21 protein-coding genes are annotated in these 19735 nt (G+C 28.1%); 10 read left to right on the top strand and 11 right to left on the bottom strand.

Annotation, left to right across the window (positions count from 1 at the left end; translation table 11 throughout):
* Positions 1–14 precede the first annotated feature (14 nt).
* Positions 15–587 carry a cytochrome C gene (locus ATH_RS09615; protein WP_066181899.1) on the top strand — a complete coding sequence of 191 codons (573 nt, stop codon included), beginning with the start codon at positions 15–17 and terminating at the stop codon, positions 585–587.
* 3 nt (positions 588–590) lie between these two features.
* Entirely contained in the window at positions 591–3071 is a 2481-nt protein-coding gene (locus ATH_RS09610) for a molybdopterin guanine dinucleotide-containing S/N-oxide reductase (protein ID WP_066185387.1), read from the top strand.
* A gap of 25 nt (positions 3072–3096) precedes the next feature.
* Here ATH_RS09610 and ATH_RS09605 read toward each other — a convergent pair whose 3' ends face one another.
* Positions 3097–3744, bottom strand: coding sequence for an HAD family hydrolase (locus tag ATH_RS09605; RefSeq protein WP_066181892.1), 648 nt, complete (start codon positions 3742–3744; stop codon positions 3097–3099).
* 319 nt (positions 3745–4063) lie between these two features.
* On the opposite strand from ATH_RS09605, the gene ATH_RS09600 reads away from it, so the two are divergent.
* From ATH_RS09600 to ung, 3 genes are all read left to right on the top strand, one after another.
* Positions 4064–5716 (top strand): acetolactate synthase large subunit, encoded by a 1653-nt coding sequence (locus ATH_RS09600; RefSeq protein ID WP_066181889.1) that lies wholly within the window; start codon positions 4064–4066, stop codon positions 5714–5716.
* A gap of 74 nt (positions 5717–5790) precedes the next feature.
* Complete coding sequence (locus tag ATH_RS09595) at positions 5791–7182, top strand: aldehyde dehydrogenase family protein (RefSeq protein WP_066390047.1); 1392 nt, start codon at positions 5791–5793, stop codon at positions 7180–7182.
* A gap of 73 nt (positions 7183–7255) precedes the next feature.
* Positions 7256–7906 (top strand): uracil-DNA glycosylase, encoded by a 651-nt coding sequence (ung, locus tag ATH_RS09590; RefSeq protein ID WP_066390048.1) that lies wholly within the window; start codon positions 7256–7258, stop codon positions 7904–7906.
* Here the strand turns inward: ung and ATH_RS09585 are convergent, their stop codons facing one another.
* Entirely contained in the window at positions 7907–8254 is a 348-nt protein-coding gene (locus ATH_RS09585) for a nitrous oxide-stimulated promoter family protein (protein ID WP_066181876.1), read from the bottom strand. It abuts the gene before it with no gap.
* An 82-nt stretch (positions 8255–8336) separates the two neighbouring features.
* Between ATH_RS09585 and ATH_RS09580 the strand changes: the two genes are divergently transcribed.
* The gene (locus ATH_RS09580; RefSeq protein WP_066181873.1) at positions 8337–8984 is read left to right on the top strand and encodes a Crp/Fnr family transcriptional regulator; all 648 of its coding nucleotides are present in this window, start codon (positions 8337–8339) and stop codon (positions 8982–8984) included.
* Between the two features lie 59 nt (positions 8985–9043).
* Entirely contained in the window at positions 9044–10324 is a 1281-nt protein-coding gene (gene traF / locus ATH_RS09575; protein ID WP_066181871.1) for a conjugal transfer protein TraF, read from the top strand.
* Between the two features lie 58 nt (positions 10325–10382).
* Here the strand turns inward: traF and ATH_RS09570 are convergent, their stop codons facing one another.
* Positions 10383–11228, bottom strand: a complete 846-nt coding sequence (locus ATH_RS09570; RefSeq protein ID WP_066390051.1) for a YitT family protein — start codon at positions 11226–11228, stop codon at positions 10383–10385.
* A 107-nt stretch (positions 11229–11335) separates the two neighbouring features.
* On the opposite strand from ATH_RS09570, the gene ATH_RS09565 reads away from it, so the two are divergent.
* Positions 11336–12073, top strand: coding sequence for a YaaA family protein (locus ATH_RS09565; protein ID WP_066390053.1), 738 nt, complete (start codon positions 11336–11338; stop codon positions 12071–12073).
* Positions 12074–12076: 3 nt separating this feature from the next.
* Complete coding sequence (locus ATH_RS09560; protein ID WP_066181862.1) at positions 12077–13045, top strand: zinc transporter ZntB; 969 nt, start codon at positions 12077–12079, stop codon at positions 13043–13045.
* Positions 13046–13063: 18 nt separating this feature from the next.
* Here ATH_RS09560 and ATH_RS09935 read toward each other — a convergent pair whose 3' ends face one another.
* The 7 genes from ATH_RS09935 to secG form a co-directional block, all read right to left on the bottom strand.
* Entirely contained in the window at positions 13064–13216 is a 153-nt protein-coding gene (locus ATH_RS09935) for a hypothetical protein (protein WP_165595835.1), read from the bottom strand.
* 47 nt (positions 13217–13263) lie between these two features.
* Complete coding sequence (locus ATH_RS09555) at positions 13264–14712, bottom strand: tryptophanase (protein ID WP_066181860.1); 1449 nt, start codon at positions 14710–14712, stop codon at positions 13264–13266.
* A gap of 81 nt (positions 14713–14793) precedes the next feature.
* On the bottom strand, positions 14794–15876 hold the full coding sequence (locus ATH_RS09550; RefSeq protein WP_066181858.1) for an MFS transporter: 1083 nt from the start codon (positions 15874–15876) through the stop codon (positions 14794–14796).
* Positions 15876–16358, bottom strand: coding sequence for an RDD family protein (locus ATH_RS09545; protein ID WP_066181855.1), 483 nt, complete (start codon positions 16356–16358; stop codon positions 15876–15878). The genes ATH_RS09550 and ATH_RS09545 overlap by 1 nt, the downstream gene beginning before the upstream one ends.
* Positions 16358–16966: an orotate phosphoribosyltransferase gene (gene pyrE, locus ATH_RS09540; protein WP_066181852.1), complete on the bottom strand. Its 609-nt coding sequence runs from the start codon at positions 16964–16966 to the stop codon at positions 16358–16360. The genes ATH_RS09545 and pyrE overlap by 1 nt, the downstream gene beginning before the upstream one ends.
* Positions 16967–16968: 2 nt before the next feature.
* Positions 16969–17526: a ribosome recycling factor gene (gene frr, locus ATH_RS09535; protein WP_066181849.1), complete on the bottom strand. Its 558-nt coding sequence runs from the start codon at positions 17524–17526 to the stop codon at positions 16969–16971.
* 15 nt (positions 17527–17541) lie between these two features.
* Positions 17542–17871: a preprotein translocase subunit SecG gene (gene secG, locus ATH_RS09530; RefSeq protein ID WP_066185393.1), complete on the bottom strand. Its 330-nt coding sequence runs from the start codon at positions 17869–17871 to the stop codon at positions 17542–17544.
* A gap of 95 nt (positions 17872–17966) precedes the next feature.
* On the opposite strand from secG, the gene ATH_RS09525 reads away from it, so the two are divergent.
* The gene (locus tag ATH_RS09525; protein ID WP_066181843.1) at positions 17967–18656 is read left to right on the top strand and encodes a methyltransferase; all 690 of its coding nucleotides are present in this window, start codon (positions 17967–17969) and stop codon (positions 18654–18656) included.
* 16 nt (positions 18657–18672) lie between these two features.
* On the opposite strand, the gene ATH_RS09520 is transcribed toward ATH_RS09525, so the two are convergent.
* Positions 18673–19368, bottom strand: coding sequence for a Bax inhibitor-1/YccA family protein (locus ATH_RS09520; protein WP_066181840.1), 696 nt, complete (start codon positions 19366–19368; stop codon positions 18673–18675).
* Positions 19369–19735 lie beyond the last annotated feature (367 nt).

Raw genomic sequence — 19735 nt, 5'->3', positions numbered from 1 at the left:
GAAAAGGAGAACCGATGAAAAAGCTTTTATTGCTTTGTACACTTTTTTTAACATCTAGCTTATTTGCTAATGAGGTTTTTTATACAGGAAGTGTTAAGAATTTGTATGAAACTTCAAAAAGTAATAGTACAAAAGGAAGATTATTGCCAACTTCTAAAGTTGAGATTTTAGGTGAAGAGAATAATAAATATAAAATAAAAATTGTAGGTTTTGCAAAAGAGGGTGTGGAACATGCTCTATATTTTACTCAAAAAAATAGGATATTGGTTGCTGGATTATCAAAAAATAATAGTTTTGAAGTTTTAAGTTCAAAAAGAACAGGAAATGAAGATTACAAACAAATAGAATTTATAGCTTTTATAGATAAAGATAATTTAACAAAAGATTTAGATTCATTATATGCAAAAGCAGCAGAACTTTATGGAAATAACTGCGGAATCTGTCATAGTGCACATGATAAAAAAGAGTTTACAGCAAATCTTTGGCCAAGTGTTATGAAATCAATGCTTAGTAGAACAGCTTTAACAAAAGAGGATAACTATTTAGTTGTTCAATATTTACAAAAACATTCAAAAGATATGGAGTAGGGGATGAAAAATATAGATAAAAAAAGAAGAAGTATTTTAAAGTTTGCAGTATTATTTGCAGCAGTTCCATTTGTTGATGTTGTAACAAATAGAACAAATCTTTTAGCTGCAAGTGTTTCAAAGTTTTCTACAAATTTAATACAAAATGGTGAAGTTATAACAGCAGCTCACTGGGGAACTATTAAACTTACAATTAAAGATGGAAAAATTATAAAATCTGAGCCAATTCAAAAAACATCAGATATTTATAATCCATTACAATACTACACACAAGATTTAGTATATGCAAAAGATAGAATAAAATATCCAATGGTTAGAAAATCTTATTTAGAAAATCCAAATAATTCAAAACCAGAGTTAAGAGGAAATGATGAATGGGTTAGAATACCTTATGAAAAAGCTATTAAATTAATTGCAAATGAGATTAAAAAAACTAGAAAAGAAAAAGGTGCTGAAGGTGTTTTTGCAGGAAGCTATGGATGGAAAAGTAGTGGAAATATGCATAACTCAAGAGTTTTACTACATAGATTTATGAATGTAACAGGTGGATTTACTGGAACTTTAGGAGATTATTCAACAGGTGCAGCTCAAGTTATTATGCCTCACGTTTTAGGAACTATTGAAGTTTATGAACAGCAAACATCTTGGCCACTTGTACTTGAAAATTCTGAAGTAGTTGTAATTTGGGGAGCAAACTTAATAAGAACTCTTAAAATATCTTGGACTTCATCAGATGAACAAGGTTTCAAATATTTAGAGAAGTTAAAGAAATCAAATAAGAAGATTATTTGTATAGATCCAGAAAAAAATGAAACTTGTACATATTTAAATGCAAAATGGCAACCAATAGTTCCTGGAACAGATGTTGCTTTTATGATGGGGATGGCTTATCATTTAATAAAAACAAAGAATTATGATAAAGAGTTTTTAGAAGAGTACACAGAAGGTTTTGATAAATTCAAAGATTACCTTTTTGGAAAAGAAGATAAAGTTATAAAAAATACAAAATGGGCATCAAAAATTTGTGGAATTGATGAAAAGACTATCAAAGAATTAGCTTTATTAATGTATCAAAATAGAACAATGATAATGGCAGGTTGGGGAATTCAAAGAGCTCAATATGGAGAACAAACTCACTGGATGATAGTTACACTTGCTTCAATGCTTGGACAAATTGGACTTCCAGGAGGAGGATTTGGGTTTTCTTATCACTATTCAAATGGTGGAGCTCCTACAACAAAAGGTGGAGTAATAGGTGGAATTACTTCAACAGTTGGTTCAACAGTAACAACAGGTGGAGCTTCATGGAAAGAAAAAACAGCAAAATTTGCTTTTCCCGTTGCTAGAATTGCAGATGCACTTTTAAATCCAGGTAAGAAGATAAATCATAATGGATCTGTAGTTACATATCCAGATATTGATTTTATATATTGGGTTGGTGGGAATCCTATGGTTCATCATCAAGATACAAATACTTTAGTTAAAGCTTTAAGAAAACCTAAAACAATAGTTGTAAATGAAATTTTCTGGACTCCAACAGCTAGAATGGCAGATATTGTTATGCCTGTTACTACAAGTTATGAAAGAGATGATATTACTATGAGTGGAGATTATTCAAACTCAAGTATTGTTCCTATGAAACAAGCAGTTGAAAAACAAAATGAAGCAAGAGATGATTATGAGATTTTTTGTGATTTAGCAAAAGAGTTTGGAGCATATGAAGAATATTCTCAAAACAAATCAGCTTTACAGTGGATAGAAGAGTTTTATACTAGTGCTTATAATCAATCAAAAAATTTAGGAATAGAAATACCAAAGTTTAAAGATTTTTGGGAAACAAATAAACCAGTTAATTTTGAAGTTCCTTTTGAAAATACAGAGTTTGTAAGATATGCAGATTTTAGAGAAGATCCAATTTTAGAACCACTAGGAACACCTTCTGGAAAAATTGAGATATATTCAAAAGCTATTGAAAAGATGAATTACAAAGATTGTAGAGCCTATCCATCATGGTTTGAACCAGATGAGTGGCTTGGGATGAAGAAAAAGAATGCAGAGTTTGCACTTATTACTTCGCATCCTGATAAGAGATTACATTCTCAATTAAATAATACATCATTAAGAGAAAAGTATGCAGTTGCAAATAGAGAGCCAATTTTTATAAATAAAAGAGATGCAAAATCTAAAAATATTAAAGATGGTGATATTGTAAGAGTTTATAATCAAAGAGGTGAAATTCTAGCAGGTGCTGTTTTAACTGATGATTTGAAAAGTGGTGTTGTAAGAATTGATGAGGGAGCTTGGTATGATCCACTTGAAAGAGGACAGATTGGAACAATTTGTCTAAATGGATGTGTAAATGTTCTTACAAAAGATATTCCTACATCACAACTTGCAAATGGAAATAGTTCAAATACAGTATTAGTAAATATTGAAAAATATACAAAACATGCTCAAGATATAACTATATTTAAACAACCATAAAATATAAAGCCTTTTGGGCTTTATATTAAGATTTTGAAATTATCTCTAAAATTTCTAAAGGATGATTTACAATAAAATCAGCTCCATTTTCTTTTAACTCTTTTTCATCTCTAAAACCCCATAATACACCAATAGCAATCATTCCTGCACTTTTTGCTGTTTGCATATCAACTTTTGTATCTCCTACAAAAAATATTTTTTCACAAGGAATATTTAATCTTTTTGCAATATTAATAGCAGCTTTTGGGTCAGGCTTTTTAGGTATATCACTTCTTTGACCGTGAACTTCTAAAAAAGGGTAATCTTTAAAATTTATTTTTACATACTCTTTTGTCATTAAATCGGGTTTATTTGATAAAACTGCTAAATTACAATTAATATTTACTAATCCATCTAAAAGTGAATATATTCCATCATAAGGTTTTGTATTACTATGAAGTTTTTCATCATAAATCTCTTTAAATTTTTTTACAAGTTTCTCTTTTAATTCTAAATTGTTTTTTAATACATTCAAAACTAATTCATCAACTCCATATCCAACAAAGTATTTATATTCATCAATACTATAAGTTTCTAAATTTAAACTTTCTAAAGATTCATTCATACACACTGCAATATCATAAATAGAGTCTAGAAGTGTTCCATCTAAATCAAAAATAACTGTTTTTTTCATAATTGATCCTTTAAAATAAAAGAGAATTTTAACTAATATTTGTATAATTTGGGATTTTATGTAACATTTTACATAATAATTGAAAAATAAAGAAGAGCTATTTTGTCGGCTTTTATAAAAGAAGTGTAACTTTTTGTTAAAGAAAATAGTTATAAAATAAAATTATTTTGGAATATAAGATAAACTATATATTTATTATGGGTATAATAGCGAGTGTTTATCAACTATATTTTTAATATGGATTGAGAGTAAATTTTCATTTAAAAAAGGTTAATTATATAAATATAATTAAATTATTATAAAATTTTGGAGTAAAAAGATGAATGCATCAGATTTATTTATTAAAGCGTTAGAAAACGAAGGTGTTGAGTATATTTTTGGTGTTCCAGGTGAGGAAAATTTAGATTTCTTAGAATCATTAAGAAAATCAAAAATTAAACTTATACTTACAAGACATGAACAAGGTGCAGGTTTTATGGCTGCAACTTATGGAAGATTAACAGGAAAAGTTGGAGTTTGTTTATCAACTTTAGGCCCTGGTGCTACAAACTTTGCTACAAGTGCTGCATATGCACAACTTGGTGGAATGCCAATGCTTATGATTACAGGTCAAAAACCAATCAAAAAGTCAAAACAAGGTAGATTCCAGATTATTGATATTGTAAGAATGATGAGACCAATGACTAAATATGCAAAGCAGATTGTAAATGGTCATAATGTTCCTTCTGTAGTAAGAGATGCATTTAAAATTGCAACAACAGAAAGACCAGGTGCAGTTCATATTGAGTTCCCTGAAGATATTTCAATCGAAGCAGTAGATGCAGATGCAAATGTATATCCAGTACATACTGTAAAATATCCAGCAGCTATTGATGAGGTTATTGCTGATGCAGTTTCAATGATTGAAAAAGCAAAAAGACCACTTCTTCTAATTGGAGCTGGAGCAAATAGAACAAGAATTGGAAATACATTAACAGAATTTGTAAACAAAACTGGAATGGCATTTTTCTCTACACAAATGGGTAAAGGTGTTGTTGATGAAAATCACCCAATGTGCTTAAGTGCAGCAGCACTATCAAAAGATGACTTTGTTCACTGCGCAATTGATAGAGCAGATTTAATTATTAATGTTGGGCATGATGTTATTGAAAAACCACCATTTTTTATGACAAACAAAGAGGGTGCTACAAAAGTTATGCACGTAAATTTCTTTGCAAGTGAAGTTGATGATACATATTTCCCACAAATGGATGTTGTTGGTGATATTGCATGTAATATTGCAAAAATTACAGAAAAAATCAAAGTTCAATCACACTGGGATTTTGATTATTATACAAGAATGGCTGAAGAGATTAGAAATAGATTATCAAAATATTTTGGAGATAATAGATTCCCAATTTTACCTCAAAGAGCTGTAAGAGCTATTAGAAAAACTCTAGCAGATGAAGATATAGTAACACTTGATAATGGTGTATATAAATTATGGTTTGCAAGAAATTATAGATGTGCTAAACCAAATACACTATTACTTGATAATGCACTTGCAACAATGGGAGCTGGTTTACCTTCAGGAATGATGGCTAAAATGGTTTATCCAAATAAAAAAGTAGTAAGTGTTTGTGGAGATGGTGGGTTTATGATGAACTCTCAAGAGATGGAAACAGCTGTAAGATTAGGACTTGATTTAGTAGTAGTTATATTAAATGATAATGCTTATGGAATGATTAAATGGAAACAAACTGGAATGGGATTAGAGACATTTGGACTTGATCTTGGAAATCCAGATTTTGTTAAATATGCAGAGTCTTATGGAGCTCATGGATACAGACCAAAATCTGTTGAAGAGTTTGAAGCTACATTAGAAAAATGTGTAAATAGTAAAGGAGTACATTTAATTGATTTAGCAGTTGATTACTCTTTAAATCACTCAATTTTAAATGAGCTTTTACCACAAAAAACTTGTATGGTATAATCAATAGTATTTAAAGGGGGCTTTAAATTTAAAGCCCCCTTTTTTATTTTATAAAAATTAATAAGGAGTAAACAATGAGTAAGATAGAAGTTACATCACCATTTGATGGAAAAGTAGTTGGAACAGTAAAATATAATACATTTGAAGAAGTAGAAGCAGCAATCGATTTAGCACATAAAACTTTTACAAATAAAGATGGATGGTTACCAAAATATAAAAGAGTTGAAATTTTAGAGAATGTTATGAAAATTATGAGTTCACAAGTTGAAGAACTTACAATTCTTTGTGCAAGTGAAGGTGGTAAACCTTATATTGACTCAAAAGTTGAAATCTTAAGAGCGATTAATGGAATTAAAATAGCTATTGAACACCTAAGTGTATTTGAAGGTAAAGAGATAGCTATGGGACATACAAATACAAGTGCAAATAGAATGGCATATACATTTAAAGAACCAATAGGTGTTGTTGCTGCTATTTCTGCATTTAATCACCCATTTAACCTAGCTGTTCACCAAGTAGTACCTGCAATTGCAGCTGGATGTCCAGTTATTATTAGACCAGCAACTCAAACTCCTATGAGTGCAGTTAAATTAGTAGAAATTCTTGAAGAAGCAGGTCTTCCAAAAGGTTGGGCACAAGCTGTTGTTTGTGATAGAAAAGGTGGAGAATTATTATCAACATCTCCAAAAACTGCATTTTTAACATTTATTGGAAGTGGTAGTGTTGGATGGTATTTAAATTCAAAAGCTAGTGATGGAACAAGAGTTGTTCTTGAGCATGGTGGGGTTGCTCCTGTTATTGTTGAAGCAGATGCTGATATTGAAGATATGATTCCAGCTTTAGCGAAAGGTGGGTTCTATCACGCTGGACAAGTTTGTGTATCAGTTCAAAGAGTATTTGTTCAAGAGTCAATTTGTGAAGAAGTTGCTAGTAAGTTAGCAAGTGCTGCTTCAAAATTAATTGTTGGAAATCAACTTGATCCTAAAACAGAAGTTGGACCACTAATTAATAATGCTGAAGTAGATAGAGTTGAAGAGTGGGTTAATGAAGCAGTAGCAAAAGGTGGTAAAATCTTAACAGGTGGAAAAAGAATCTCTGCATCTTGTTTCGAACCAACTGTTATTTTAAATCCAGCTGAAGATGCTTTAGTATCTACAAGAGAAGTATTTGGACCAGTTGTTTGTATCTATTCATATAAAACTTTAGATGAAGCAATTGCTAGAGCAAATCAACTTGATGTATCTTTTCAAGCAGCAGTATTTACAAAAAATATTGATAATGCATTAAAAGCTGTAAAAAGATTAAATGCAACAGCTGTAATGGTAAATGATCATACAGCATTTAGAGTTGATTGGATGCCATTTGGTGGAGCAAAAGTATCAGGACTTGGAATGGGTGGAATTCCTCATTCAATGAACGATATGAGTGTAGAAAAGATGATGCTTATAAAATCTCCTATTTTATAACTAATATTAAAAGATTGATTAACAAGCTAAGGTTTTTATAGCCTTAGCTTTTTTTATTTATAAAAGGAAAAATATGAAGACTTGGGAAGATATAATTAACTTAGAGAAAAAGAAAGATTACTATAAAGCATTAAAACTAGAGATAGAAAAAAGATATGAAAATTCAGTTGTATTTCCAAAAAAAGAGAATATATTTAAAGCTTTCACTCTTACAAAGTTTGATAATCTAAAAGTCGTGATTTTAGGACAAGATCCATATCATGGAGTTGGACAAGCTCAAGGATTATCTTTTTCAACACCAGAAAATATCAAAAATCCTCCTTCAATGCAAAATATTTTAAAAGAGATAGAAAATGATTTAGGAAGAAAATCTTATTGTGAAGATGGTGATTTAAGTTCTTGGGCAAAACAAGGTGTTCTTTTATTAAATACAGTTTTAACAGTGGAACAAAGTAAAGCAGGAAGTCATCAAAAACTTGGTTGGGAGATTTTTACTGATAATATAATCAAATACATAAATGATAATTGTAAAGATATAGTATTTATTTTATGGGGAACACCAGCAATTAAAAAGAGTTCTTTAATAAATAAAGATAAACATCATATATTAAGTTCAGTTCATCCAAGTCCTCTTAGTGCATATAGAGGTTTTTTTGGTTCTAAACATTTTTCTAAAACAAATGAGATTTTAAATAAAATTAATAAAGAAGCAATAAATTGGTAATTATTTAAAAATATTTACAACTCTTGATTTGATTTTTCCCAATGATAGTTTTATAGCTGAATATTTCATCACTCTTGCACAGTTTTTCCACTCTTGTTTTTCATAGCAAGGTGCAGGACAAGTTCTACATCTTGGTTTTATTTCATGAGGACAAGATTGTAATTTAGAAAAAGAGTAATAAATATTTTTTTGACAATCATTACATAAAGATAATTCTACTTGAAAATTATTCTCTTTATAAGGAATATCTTTTTTACATATTGCTTGTTTTTCGTGTTTATCTTTGCAATATAATTCATAAAATTTCTTAAGAGTGTTTATCTCTTCATTAAATTTTTCAAATGTCATTTTATCTACTTTTTAATATTTAATAGAATCTTTACATAGAATTTAGTATAAAACATTGATAACAATCAATAAGGCAAAATATATGAGAAACATTAGTGATCCTTACTCTTTTTTTGATTTTTTAGAAAAAAAAGATTTAGAAAAATTAAAAGATATATCGTTTAGAAGAAACTACAAAAAAGATGAGATACTTTTCTATAAAGGTGATGAATCAAACTATTTACATCTATTAACCAAAGGTATAGTAAAACTTTATACTCATGATTTTAAAGACAATGAAGTTGTAATTCATAATTTAGTATCTCCTTCATTGATTGCAGAAATAATGAATTATGAAGATATGAATTTTTTAGCAAATTGCTCTTTTGAAACAGATGGAGAAGTTATTTTAATAGATTATAAGAAATTCAAAGAAGAATTTTTACAGAAACCAGAAATATCAATGTTTTTTATAAAATCACTTACAAAAAAGATAAAATTCTTAGAAAATTTTATAAATTATAATGTAACATTAAATAGTATGGAAAAGATAGCAAAATTTTTACTTGAAAATGAAGAACATTTGTTAAATTTGAAACAAGTAAAAATAGCAAAACTTTTAAACATAACTCCAGAAACACTTTCAAGGCAATTAGCAAAGCTTAAGAAAGATGGTGTAATTGATAATGATAAAGGACATATTAGGATTTTAGACCATAAAAAGCTTGGATTTTTTAAAGCCTCTTTTTAGAATAAGAATACTCTTTTTTGTGATATAATTCACAAATAAATAATATAGGAAAGAGAAAAATGAGAAAAATAACTAAATCTACAATTGCTGTTTCTTTAATTCTTTCAGGATTAGAAGCTTCACAATTTCATGTCTTAGGAAGTAAGGCTGCATCTATGGGAGGAGCTGGAATTGCTACTTCACCATCATCTTTAGCAGTTTATAATAATCCAGCACTTTTAGCAAAAAATAAAAAAACTTTTGCTTTTCATACAGGAGTTGGAGTTGGATTAACAGATAATGATGTTTTTGCATCAGTTGATAAACTTGATGATTTAAGCTTTTCAGACTTAATTGATAAGTATAAAGATGTTTCTACAACACCTACAAATGTAGATATAAACGATATAAATACTTTATTTGAAGCAAGAGATATCATTTTAAATATGGATGAGGCATCAATGCAAGCAAATCCAACTACTGATCTATCTTTTGCAATAAAAAACTTTGGTTTTGGAATATTTGGAACAGCTGATATGAGTGCAACTGCTGAGATTGACCAAGATTATAATAGGTTGATTTTTAAAGATAATAGTGGCGGATTTTATGAGATTCTACAAAATGGAACAGCTCAAATTGTAACTCAAAATGATTATGAAAGCTCATCTTTAATTTGTGCTATGGATGATGATTCGTCTTGTAATGCAAAAACAGGAGTTGAGTTAGAAACTTTAGGAATAGTTGAAGTTCCTCTTGCTTATGGACATGAATTCAATGGTGATTTTGGAGATGTATATCTTGGAGGAGCTGTTAAATTTATGAAAGGATATGCATATTCTAGTTTTTATAGATTAGATAGTGATAAAGATATATTTGATGATTTTGATGATAGTAAAAAAGAGTCAAGTAATATTGGTATTGATTTAGGATTAGCATATAATCCAGCTTTTGATAAAGATTTAACATTAGCTTTAGTAGGAAAGAATTTAAATAAACCAAAATTTGATTTAGTAAATGGAAACCACTCTTTAGATCCTATGTTAAGAGTGGGAGCTGCTTATGAACTAGGTTTTATGGAGTTGGCATTCGATGCAGACCTAACAGAAAGTAAATCATTAAATGGATACAAAACAAAATTTGTTGGTGGTGGAGTTGGTTTTGATTTATGGATTTTCCAAATAAATGCAGGACTTATGAAAAATCTTGCAAATAGTGATAATGCAGGTCTTGTTTATACAGCAGGTATTGGAATTGGACCACTTGAAATATCTGGACAAATGGCTTCAAAAACAACTGAAATTGATGGAGATAAGTATCCAAAATATGCAAATATAAATGCATCATTGTCTTTTTCTTGGTAAGATAATAGCTTAGAATTTAATTTCTAAGCTAAAGTGTATTTAAATATACAATAATAATTTAAATACTATTATCTCTTCCCATAAATTCAGATGCTTCAGAGATTATCATAAAAGCGTCTGGATCATATTTTCTTATTAAATCTCTTAGAAGTTCAATTTTACTTGCTTCAACTGTTACATAAATTATAGTTTTATTTTGAGCTTGATGTAGACCAATTCCAGTTAAGATTGTTCCGTGCTCTTCAATTTTATCCCTAATTTGCTCTTTTAATACTTCTACATTTGTAGAAATAATATTTACAATCTTTTTAGAAGGACGACCTGTTAGTAAAATATCAAGAACTTTCATTCCTATATAAACACTAAGCAGACTATAAAGTGATTTATCAATATCTTGATATACAAAAACTGATGCCAACATAATAAAAGCATCAATAGTTAATAAAACTTCTGCTGCTTTATATTTTGTTTTCTTTGCTAAGATTTCTCCTATTACAGAAGTACTTCCTGTTGAAGCTCTACCTTTAATTATAAGCCCAATTCCAAGACCAATGAATATACCACCAAAAATAGCAGCTAATAAGATATCATTTGTAATTGCATCAATTTTTAAAATTTCTTTTAAGATATCTGTAAAAGTTGATAATAAAACAACTACTATAAATGTTTTAAATAAGTAGTATTTTCCAAAAAATATATAAGATAATATTAGAAAAGGAGTACTAACTAATGCCATAAAAATTCCAAGAGTAATATCTGGAAATAAGAAGTGAAGCATAAGCGAAATACCTATTCCTCCACCTGAAATTATCTCATTTGGTGAGTAAAAAGCAACAGCACCAAAAGATAAAGAAAAGGAACCTAATATTATTAATATATATTGTTTTAAATCATTTTTTTTCATAATTATTCATATTCTTTCACTTTGTAAGCATAATACAAGAGTAGTATTTAGACTCTAATTGTATAATAAAGCTTAGTAAATTATGGTTAGAAGAAGTAAGGATAAAAATGAAAATCTTATTTTCTCCAAGTGAGACAAAAATTTGTGGTGGAATAGATGAATATATAGATAAAAATAGTTTTATTTTCAAAGATTTATATGAAAAAAGATTTGAAATATTAAGTTTATATAATGATTTTATAAAAAAAGCATCAAATCTTGAGTTGGTAAAACTTTTTGGAACAAAGAAAGATGATATTATAAACAAATATCAAACAGATATATTTTCTCAAGAAACTATGAAAGCTATACAAAGATATACAGGTGTTGCTTATGATTATTTAAAATATGAATTATTAAAAGATGATGAGAAAAAATATATAGATGAAAATACTCTTATCTTTTCAAATCTTTTTGGAGTTTTAAAAGCTAGTGATAAAATTCCTGATTATAAATTAAAACAAGGTGAAACTTTTAATAATCTAAGAATAGATAAGTTTTACAATGAGAATTTTAGTGAAGTACTTGATGAATATTTAAAAGATGAAGATATTTTAGATTTAAGAGCAGGATTTTATGAGAAGTTTTATAATATAAAGAAAGCATATTACACAATGAAATTTATAAAAGATGGTAAAGTTGTTAGTCATTTTGCAAAAGCATATAGAGGAGAAGTTCTAAAATTAATGGCACAAAATAGTATAAAAAACTTTGATGAGCTTTTAAATATGCAAATAGAAAATCTTAGTATTGTTGAAATAGCACAGAAGAGATTAAAAAAAGAGATAGTTTATAATATAGGATAAAGAATGCAGATAAAATCATTTAGAGGCTTTGTATTAGATAGAAAGTCTTATGCAAAAGAGATAGTTTTTGAAGAGATAAGCGAATATAAAAATAGTGAAAATCTTTTGTGGTTACATTTTGATTATACAAAAGATGATGCAATAGATTGGATAACAAATAGAAGTGAAATAGAAGATGTAGCAGTTGATGCACTTTTAGCAGATGAAACAAGACCTAGAATGATAGTTTTAAAAGATAATTTACTTCTATCTTTAAGAGGAGTAAATCTTGATGCAGATGCAAATCCAGAAGATATGAAATCAATTAGGCTTTATATTTCAGAAAATCTTATTATATCTACAAGTAAAGAGATGATTTTATCAGTTGAAGAGATAATTGATGAGCTTAAAAATGGAATTGGGGTTAAAAGTTCTTCTCAATTTTTAGTAGAACTTACATATAAAATGATTGATAGAATGGATGATACTATCGAGCAAATACAAGATAGGACAGATTATTTAGAAGAAAATATAATAGATATGAAAAGTCTTGAATTTAGAAATGAGATATTAAAAATAAGAAGAGAATCTATTGTTCTAAAAAGATATCTATCTCCTCAAAAAGAGGCACTAATTAAACTTTCAAATGAGAAAATATCTTGGATAGATGAGTATCAAAGAGTTGAAATAAGAGAGACAAATGATCAATTAATAAGACATATTGAGGAGCTTGATACAATTCGTGATAAAGTAATTCTAATACAAGAAGAGCTAAGAAATCGTTTAAGTGAAGATATAAATAAAAAGATGTATATGTTAGCAATCATATCAGCAACATTTTTACCACTTACTTTTTTGACAGGACTTTTGGGAATAAATGTAGGTGGAATTCCTGGTTCATCAAATGAAAATGCTTTTTTAATATTTAGTGTGATTTTGCTTTTCGTTGTTGTTTTTCAGTTTTTATTATTTAAAAGAAATAAGTGGATATAAGTTTAAGAAAAAAGATGATTAATCAAATTTCTTAAATTTATCATCTTCACTTCCATCTTTCTTTCTATTCTTATAATCAGTCATATGTAAAAAATATTTAATTCCCAAAAGAGTCAAAAACATAGCTATTACAGATAAAAGAATAAATAAAATAGTCATAAATGTTTGCATAAAAATCCCTTCAAAATTAGAATAGAGAATTACTCTATTCTATAAAATTATAAGCTATCTGGAAAATCTTTTCTAAATGCTTTTACTAATTCATCTTGCCAGTTTGATGTAGCTTCAAGTCTTCCAAAGAAAAATCTTAGAGTTTTTGGCTCTTCAACAAATTTTAAACCACCAATTAGCTCTTTGTTTTTATAAAGCCATTCTATTCTATCAATAGCATATTTAACTTGAGAAAGTGTAAACACTCTTCTTGGCATTGCAAGTCTTAGTAGCTCCATATTTGAGAAAACTTCATTTCCATTTTCATCTCTTTGCTCAGATAAGCTACCTCTTTCCATTCCTCTTACACCACTTACAATATATAAAGCACTTGCTAATGCCCCAGCTGGATATTGCGATTGAGGAAGATGTTTTACAAATTCCATAGCATTTATATGACAACCTAAACCACCAGCTGGAGTTATTACAGGAACACCTTTTTTATCAAGTTCATTTACCATATATTCAATAAATAAAGGACCTTGACCTATAATATCTTCATCCATAGTTTCTTCAAGACCAATTCTAAGTGCTTCCATCTCTCTAACAGACATTCCACCATATGTTAAGAAACCTTCATATAATGTTACTAGTTCTCTCATTTTCATATATAAATTTTTGTTATTTGTACAAATTCCACCACCTCTTGAGAAACCTAGTTTTCTAGCAGAAAAATATGTAACATCACAAAGTGATATCATCTCTTGTGTAATCTCTTTTATACTCATATTTTTACAAGCTTCTTCTCTTTGTTTTATAAAATGTAAATTATCAGATAATAAACTAGCATCTAAAATAAGTAAAAGATTATTCTCTTCACAGATTTTTTTAACATCTTTTAGATTTTGTAAAGAGAATGGTTGTCCACCAATTAAGTTTGTACCAGCTTCCATTCTTACAAAAGCAACTTTATCTTTGCCATAAGATTTAATTACAGCTCTTAATTTATCTAAGTCCATATTTCCTTTGAATGGATGTTTACTTGTAACTTTGATACCTTCATCAATAACAATCTCTTCAATAGAACCACCATTTAGTACAATATGAGCCATTGTTGTTGTAAAGTGATAGTTCATTGGAACAACAGTTCCTTTTTCTACAAATACTTGAGCTAATATATTTTCACAAGCTCTTCCTTGGTGAGCTGGTAAAAAATATTTTGTTTGGAAAATATCTTCTAAAGTTTTTTCCAATCTTGTAAATGTTTCACTTCCTGCATAACTATCATCAGCAATAAGCATAGCAGATTGTTGATTGTCACTCATTGCATTTACACCACTATCTGTAAGCATATCCATAAATACATCTCTATTATTTAGTAAAAAAGTATTGTTTCCTGCTTCTTGTATAAACTTCAATCTATCTTCAATACAAGGTAAATTTAACTTTTGAACAATTCTTACTTTATGCATTTCTAAAGGAATATTCTCACCACTAAAAAATTTAATTTTTCCCATAATCCATCCTATTAAAATTTTTTGAATATAGTACCTTAAGTTTATTTATATTTCGTGTTACTAATCTAAATAAGTATTAAATTAACTTTTTTTTATAAAAAAGATAGAAATAAAAGATAATAATGCAAAAAATGCACTATATAAAAATAGATTTTCTCCATAAGTAGCTCCTGAAACTAAAGCACCTACAAAACCACCTAAACCATATCCCACACCAAACATAAATTGTTGTGCTAATTTTTTATTGTCATATAGTGAATAAAGATATATTACAACAGCACTATGAAAAAGTGCAAAAGAGAATGCATGTATTGCTTGAGTCAAAAAGACAATTTCTAATGAATCAGGATAGAGATATAGGAGTAACCATCTAAGAGCTGTTACTCCTACACAAAATTTAATTATAGATAAAAGGTTGTTTTTCAAAATTGGAGCTTGGAAATAGAGCATTAATATTTCGCATAAAACACCAAAAGCCCAAAGATAAGATATGATTTCTAGAGATAAACCGTGTTCTAATTCATAAATTGTAAAGAAATTATAAAATCCACCAAAACTAACTTGCATAAAAAATATACTTGCCCAAAAAGCAAAATACTTTAAAAATGAAAAAACTTCATCACTAATTGGATTTAATTTATCTTCAAAATCATTTTTTAAAAGAAGTAAAGCAAAAACAACAACTAAAACAACAATAGCTAAATAGTAATGAAGTGCTACAAAAGGAGTGCTTAAAACTTTTGCTAAAATAAGTGCTATAAGTGCAAAACCAATAGAGCCAAAAAGTCTTGCTTTCCCATATTTATCTCTTCCTAAAAGAGTTACAGTTGTAACTTCAAGATAGGGTAAAATCAATGATAAACAAGCTGCCAAAATTGCATTATTTAGCATAAATATATAAAAGTTTTCTATTGTTAAATAAAATAGTGAAACAGAAAAAACTGTTAAAAAAAGAGCTTTTTTAAACATTTTCCTATTTAAACTAATATGTTTTAAAAACAAAAAAGGCATTAAAAATTTCATCAAAGGTGCTACTGCTAAAATAATACCAATATCAAAAGCACTATAACCAATATCATTTAGTACTTTTGGTAAAAATATTACATATACTCCAACAGCAGCAAAGTAAAAAAAATAAAAAGCAGAGATATTAAAAAATAGCATTATTTTTCAATAATGATTTTTGTATTTGAAACTATATCTTGAAAAGTTTTTTTGTTTTTATTAAAAAATACAAAAAACATTGGAGCAAATAAAATTATTGCAAATAGTGTAGAAAAAAATCTTATAAATGCTTGAAAAACAGAAATTCTATCTTCAGTTTTTGCATCTACAAGTTTTATATTATAAGCTTTTAACCCAGGAGTTTGACCATTCTTAAGCCAAAATATTCCTATTATTACAAAAGTAGCAAATAGAATAATACTCCAACCAAGAGATCTATTTAAAGAAAAGCCTTCTCCTCCACCCATAATTAGATAAATAACAATATACATAATAGGAGTTGTAACTAAAAATGAATCAGTTAAAAAGGCTTTAAATCTTTGAGAAACAGATGCTAGATTTGTAGGATTATGTTTTGGAGAGTTCTTTTCAAAAAGAGTTTTATCTAATCTTTTTTGTTTTACATCTCTCCATTTTGCCATTAGTTCCCTCGGCTACCAGGTTTTATAGCAATACTTCCATTTTTGCACATAGGACAGTTTTCTGGACTATACATCTCAAATGCAAAATCTTCTAAAGCAAAAAGTGGTTTATCTAAAGGTAGTTTACAATTATCTTTTCTTTCAATATTACTTCCAACTCTTTGACAAAAACCTCTATTTGCTAAAGCTGCATAAGCTACAACTTCTCCACCATCTTTTATGATTTGAGCAGCTGCTTCTAAAGCACTTCCACCAGTTGTAATAATATCTTCACAAACAAGATATCTCTCACCAGATTTTACTTCAAATCCTCTTCTGATTGTCATCTCTTTTTCAACTCTTTCTGCAAAAATAAATCTTACATCTAAAGCACTTGCTAAAGCGAAACCAGCAATAAGTCCACCAAGAGCAGGAGCACAAACAGCATCAATTTTAATACCAGATTTTTTTATTTCAACTGCAAGTTTCTCTGCTAAAATTTTAGCAGTTTTTGGGTCTTCCAAAACCTTTGCACTTTGAAGATAAAATGATGAGTGATTTCCACTGCTTAATTTAAAATGTCCTTCTAATAGAGCATTTGCATCTTTGTAAATTTGTTCTATATTCATATTTATACCGTTAAAATTTCTTTCTCTTTTGCTTTTAGAGTTTCATCTGCTTTTGCAACAAAACCATCAGTTATTTTTTGAATTTCATCTTGTGCTTTTTTGTTATCATCTTCTGTAATCTCTTTATCTTTTAAAAGATTTTTAACTTTTGTATTTGCATTTTGTCTAATATTTCTAATAGCAACTTTTGCATTATCTGTCATAACTTTTGCTTGTTTCGCAGTTTCTTGTCTTTGTTCAACAGTCATTGGAGGAAAAAATAGTTTTATAGATTCTCCATTGTTATTTGGATTAACCCCAATATTAGCTGTTTGAATAGCTTTTTCAATAAGACCTAAAAGATTTTTTTCCCAAGGGTTTATTGTAATCGTTGTAGCATCAGTTGCTAAAACTGAACCAACTTGACTTAAATCCGTCATAGTTCCATAATAATCAACTTTGATATTATCTAAAATATTTACATTTACTTTACCTGTTCTTAAAGTTTTGTAATCTCTTTTCAAAGAATCAATAGATTTCTCCATTTGCTCTTTTGTTTGTGAATAAATCTCTTCTAACATAAAAAATCTCCTTAACTATTTTACTTCAGGTACTGTTGGGGCAGGTGTTGAATTGTTTTCTACTGGTTTTGCTGGAATTAATGATTCTATTTTTACATTATCAACTGCACTTTTATTTTTCTCTTGGTTATAAACATAACCTAAAATTAAAGTATTTATTACAAAAACAATACCTAGAACCATAGTTGCTTTTGATAAGAAATTTGCTGGTCCTTTTGCACCAAACAAAGAGTCATTGCTTCCACTATATGCTCCTAGCCCAATACTTGAGCTTTTTTGAAGTAGTACTACAATCACTATTAGTACTGCTAAAACGAACTGAACTATTAAAAGTGTAGATGTCATAATCTATATTCCTTTTTTAAAAATGGTGTCAATTTTATCCAATACTTATTAAGAACAAGCTAAAATAGAACTTAAATTTTTAATTAAAGATCTAAATGAAAAGTAAAAATCAATTCAGTAAATATGCAAATGAGTATAAATCAAATAATATAATTCAACAAATTTGTGCAAAATCATTAGTTAGAGAAATCAAATCAAATCCAAAAACTATTTTAGAACTTGGTTGTGGAAGTGGACAGATATTTTCAAATATATCTTGGGGATTTGATAAATATTTAGCAATAGATGCTTCAAAAGATATGTGTGAACTTCATCCAAAAAGTAAAAATCTTGAGGTAAAATGTTTTGATTTTGATAGTGAAGAGTTTTTTAATGAGATAAATAAATATAAATTTGATATGGTTTTATCTTCATCTGCACTTCAATGGTCAAGTAATCTTTCAAAAATAGTTGAAAACTTATCATATATAACAAAAGAGATAAATGCAGTTTTATTTACATCAAATACATTTAAAACTATTCAAAATATAACAAATACAAAATCACCAATATTAGATGAAGAAAGTATTAAAGAAGCATTCAATAAATATTATGAATGTAAATTTGAACTTATAACTTATAAATTAGAGTTTGATTCAAAAAAAGAGTTATTTTCTTATATTAAAAAATCAGGTGTAAGTTCAAGTGCAACACTATCATTTGAAAATGCTAAAAAGTTATATAAAGAGTATGATTTAAATTATTTAGAATTTGAGGTTATATTTATAAAAGCAATAAAAGACTAGTTCCCTAGTCTTTTATTTACTCATTGTTTTTCATAATTCCTAATATTTGAAGTAATGATATAAATAGATTAAAGAAATCTAAATATAGAGACAATGCAGCTTCAACTGGAGAATCGTAATTTCCTTTAATAATATTTTGTGTATCGTAAAGAATAAATGCTGAAAACAGAAGAGCTCCTGCACTTGCAATTACTAATTGCATCATTGAAGATTGAATAAAGATATTTGAAATACCAGCAACAATCATTATAATTAGTGCAATAAACAAAAATTTACCCATAAATGAGAAATCTTTTTTAGTTGTCATTGCAAACATTGAAATTCCACCAAAAGCAATTGAAGTCATTAAAAATGCTTGACCAACAATTGAAGCACCACCTGGCATTGCAAAAATTGATGTTAATAGTGGAGCAATTGTAAGACCTGTAATAAATGTAAATGCAAATAAAACTGCAAGATTTACACCTGGAGTATGTTTTACTCTTGGAATTACGAAAAATATTAAAGCTAACTCAATAGCAAAAAGTACCCACATCATTGGACCTGCTATAAAGTGAACTAAACCTAAACCAATATAAGCTCCTGCAGTAGCAGCTAATAATGAACCAGCAAATAGTTGATATGTAGCTTTTAAAAAGCTAATTAAATAAGCCTGTGAAGACTCGTTTGAATGTGAAGATGAATTATCAGTTAAATAATCTCTATTGTACATTTCCCTTCCTTATATATGTTATATATTATTTAATACAAAAGCAATTTGTATTTGTAGAATTATAGTATAAAAAATATGTAAATAAAAGATTAATAAAATTCTTTTTAAAACCAATAGAGGAGAAGTCCTTATATTAAGGGCGATTAGAGGTGATTTTTATGTGTAGGGGGACGAATTTTCAAATTTAAGCTTCAATTAAGCGTTAAGCTCTTGACAAAGGAGAATTTTCCTATTATAATTCCCGTCCAATTTGACCAGAGCGGTTAAATAAGTTCTTTAAAATCTGATAGGTTTTTTTTAGAGAGTAATCTTTATAAACCGAATATATAATTGTTAAAAAAATAAAAATTTGTACAAGTTAGTATTT

The organism is Aliarcobacter thereius LMG 24486 (genome assembly GCF_004214815.1).
In the GTDB taxonomy this organism is placed as follows: domain Bacteria; phylum Campylobacterota; class Campylobacteria; order Campylobacterales; family Arcobacteraceae; genus Aliarcobacter; species Aliarcobacter thereius.
The sequence above is the reverse complement of the archived record's forward strand: the minus strand, read 5'-3'. Positions and strand labels throughout refer to the sequence as shown.

What these genes read in the sequence shown, in the direction of transcription:
- ATH_RS09615 (WP_066181899.1), top strand. Translation starts at nt 15, where the DNA reads ATGAAAAAGCTTTTATTGCTTTGTACACTTTTTTTAACATCTAGCTTA.
- ATH_RS09610 (WP_066185387.1), top strand. Translation starts at nt 591, where the DNA reads ATGAAAAATATAGATAAAAAAAGAAGAAGTATTTTAAAGTTTGCAGTA.
- ATH_RS09605 (WP_066181892.1), bottom strand. Translation starts at nt 3,744, where the DNA reads ATGAAAAAAACAGTTATTTTTGATTTAGATGGAACACTTCTAGACTCT.
- ATH_RS09600 (WP_066181889.1), top strand. Translation starts at nt 4,064, where the DNA reads ATGAATGCATCAGATTTATTTATTAAAGCGTTAGAAAACGAAGGTGTT.
- ATH_RS09595 (WP_066390047.1), top strand. Translation starts at nt 5,791, where the DNA reads ATGAGTAAGATAGAAGTTACATCACCATTTGATGGAAAAGTAGTTGGA.
- ung (WP_066390048.1), top strand. Translation starts at nt 7,256, where the DNA reads ATGAAGACTTGGGAAGATATAATTAACTTAGAGAAAAAGAAAGATTAC.
- ATH_RS09585 (WP_066181876.1), bottom strand. Translation starts at nt 8,254, where the DNA reads ATGACATTTGAAAAATTTAATGAAGAGATAAACACTCTTAAGAAATTT.
- ATH_RS09580 (WP_066181873.1), top strand. Translation starts at nt 8,337, where the DNA reads ATGAGAAACATTAGTGATCCTTACTCTTTTTTTGATTTTTTAGAAAAA.
- traF (WP_066181871.1), top strand. Translation starts at nt 9,044, where the DNA reads ATGAGAAAAATAACTAAATCTACAATTGCTGTTTCTTTAATTCTTTCA.
- ATH_RS09570 (WP_066390051.1), bottom strand. Translation starts at nt 11,228, where the DNA reads ATGAAAAAAAATGATTTAAAACAATATATATTAATAATATTAGGTTCC.
- ATH_RS09565 (WP_066390053.1), top strand. Translation starts at nt 11,336, where the DNA reads ATGAAAATCTTATTTTCTCCAAGTGAGACAAAAATTTGTGGTGGAATA.
- ATH_RS09560 (WP_066181862.1), top strand. Translation starts at nt 12,077, where the DNA reads ATGCAGATAAAATCATTTAGAGGCTTTGTATTAGATAGAAAGTCTTAT.
- ATH_RS09935 (WP_165595835.1), bottom strand. Translation starts at nt 13,216, where the DNA reads ATGCAAACATTTATGACTATTTTATTTATTCTTTTATCTGTAATAGCT.
- ATH_RS09555 (WP_066181860.1), bottom strand. Translation starts at nt 14,712, where the DNA reads ATGGGAAAAATTAAATTTTTTAGTGGTGAGAATATTCCTTTAGAAATG.
- ATH_RS09550 (WP_066181858.1), bottom strand. Translation starts at nt 15,876, where the DNA reads ATGCTATTTTTTAATATCTCTGCTTTTTATTTTTTTTACTTTGCTGCT.
- ATH_RS09545 (WP_066181855.1), bottom strand. Translation starts at nt 16,358, where the DNA reads ATGGCAAAATGGAGAGATGTAAAACAAAAAAGATTAGATAAAACTCTT.
- pyrE (WP_066181852.1), bottom strand. Translation starts at nt 16,966, where the DNA reads ATGAATATAGAACAAATTTACAAAGATGCAAATGCTCTATTAGAAGGA.
- frr (WP_066181849.1), bottom strand. Translation starts at nt 17,526, where the DNA reads ATGTTAGAAGAGATTTATTCACAAACAAAAGAGCAAATGGAGAAATCT.
- secG (WP_066185393.1), bottom strand. Translation starts at nt 17,871, where the DNA reads ATGACATCTACACTTTTAATAGTTCAGTTCGTTTTAGCAGTACTAATA.
- ATH_RS09525 (WP_066181843.1), top strand. Translation starts at nt 17,967, where the DNA reads ATGAAAAGTAAAAATCAATTCAGTAAATATGCAAATGAGTATAAATCA.
- ATH_RS09520 (WP_066181840.1), bottom strand. Translation starts at nt 19,368, where the DNA reads ATGTACAATAGAGATTATTTAACTGATAATTCATCTTCACATTCAAAC.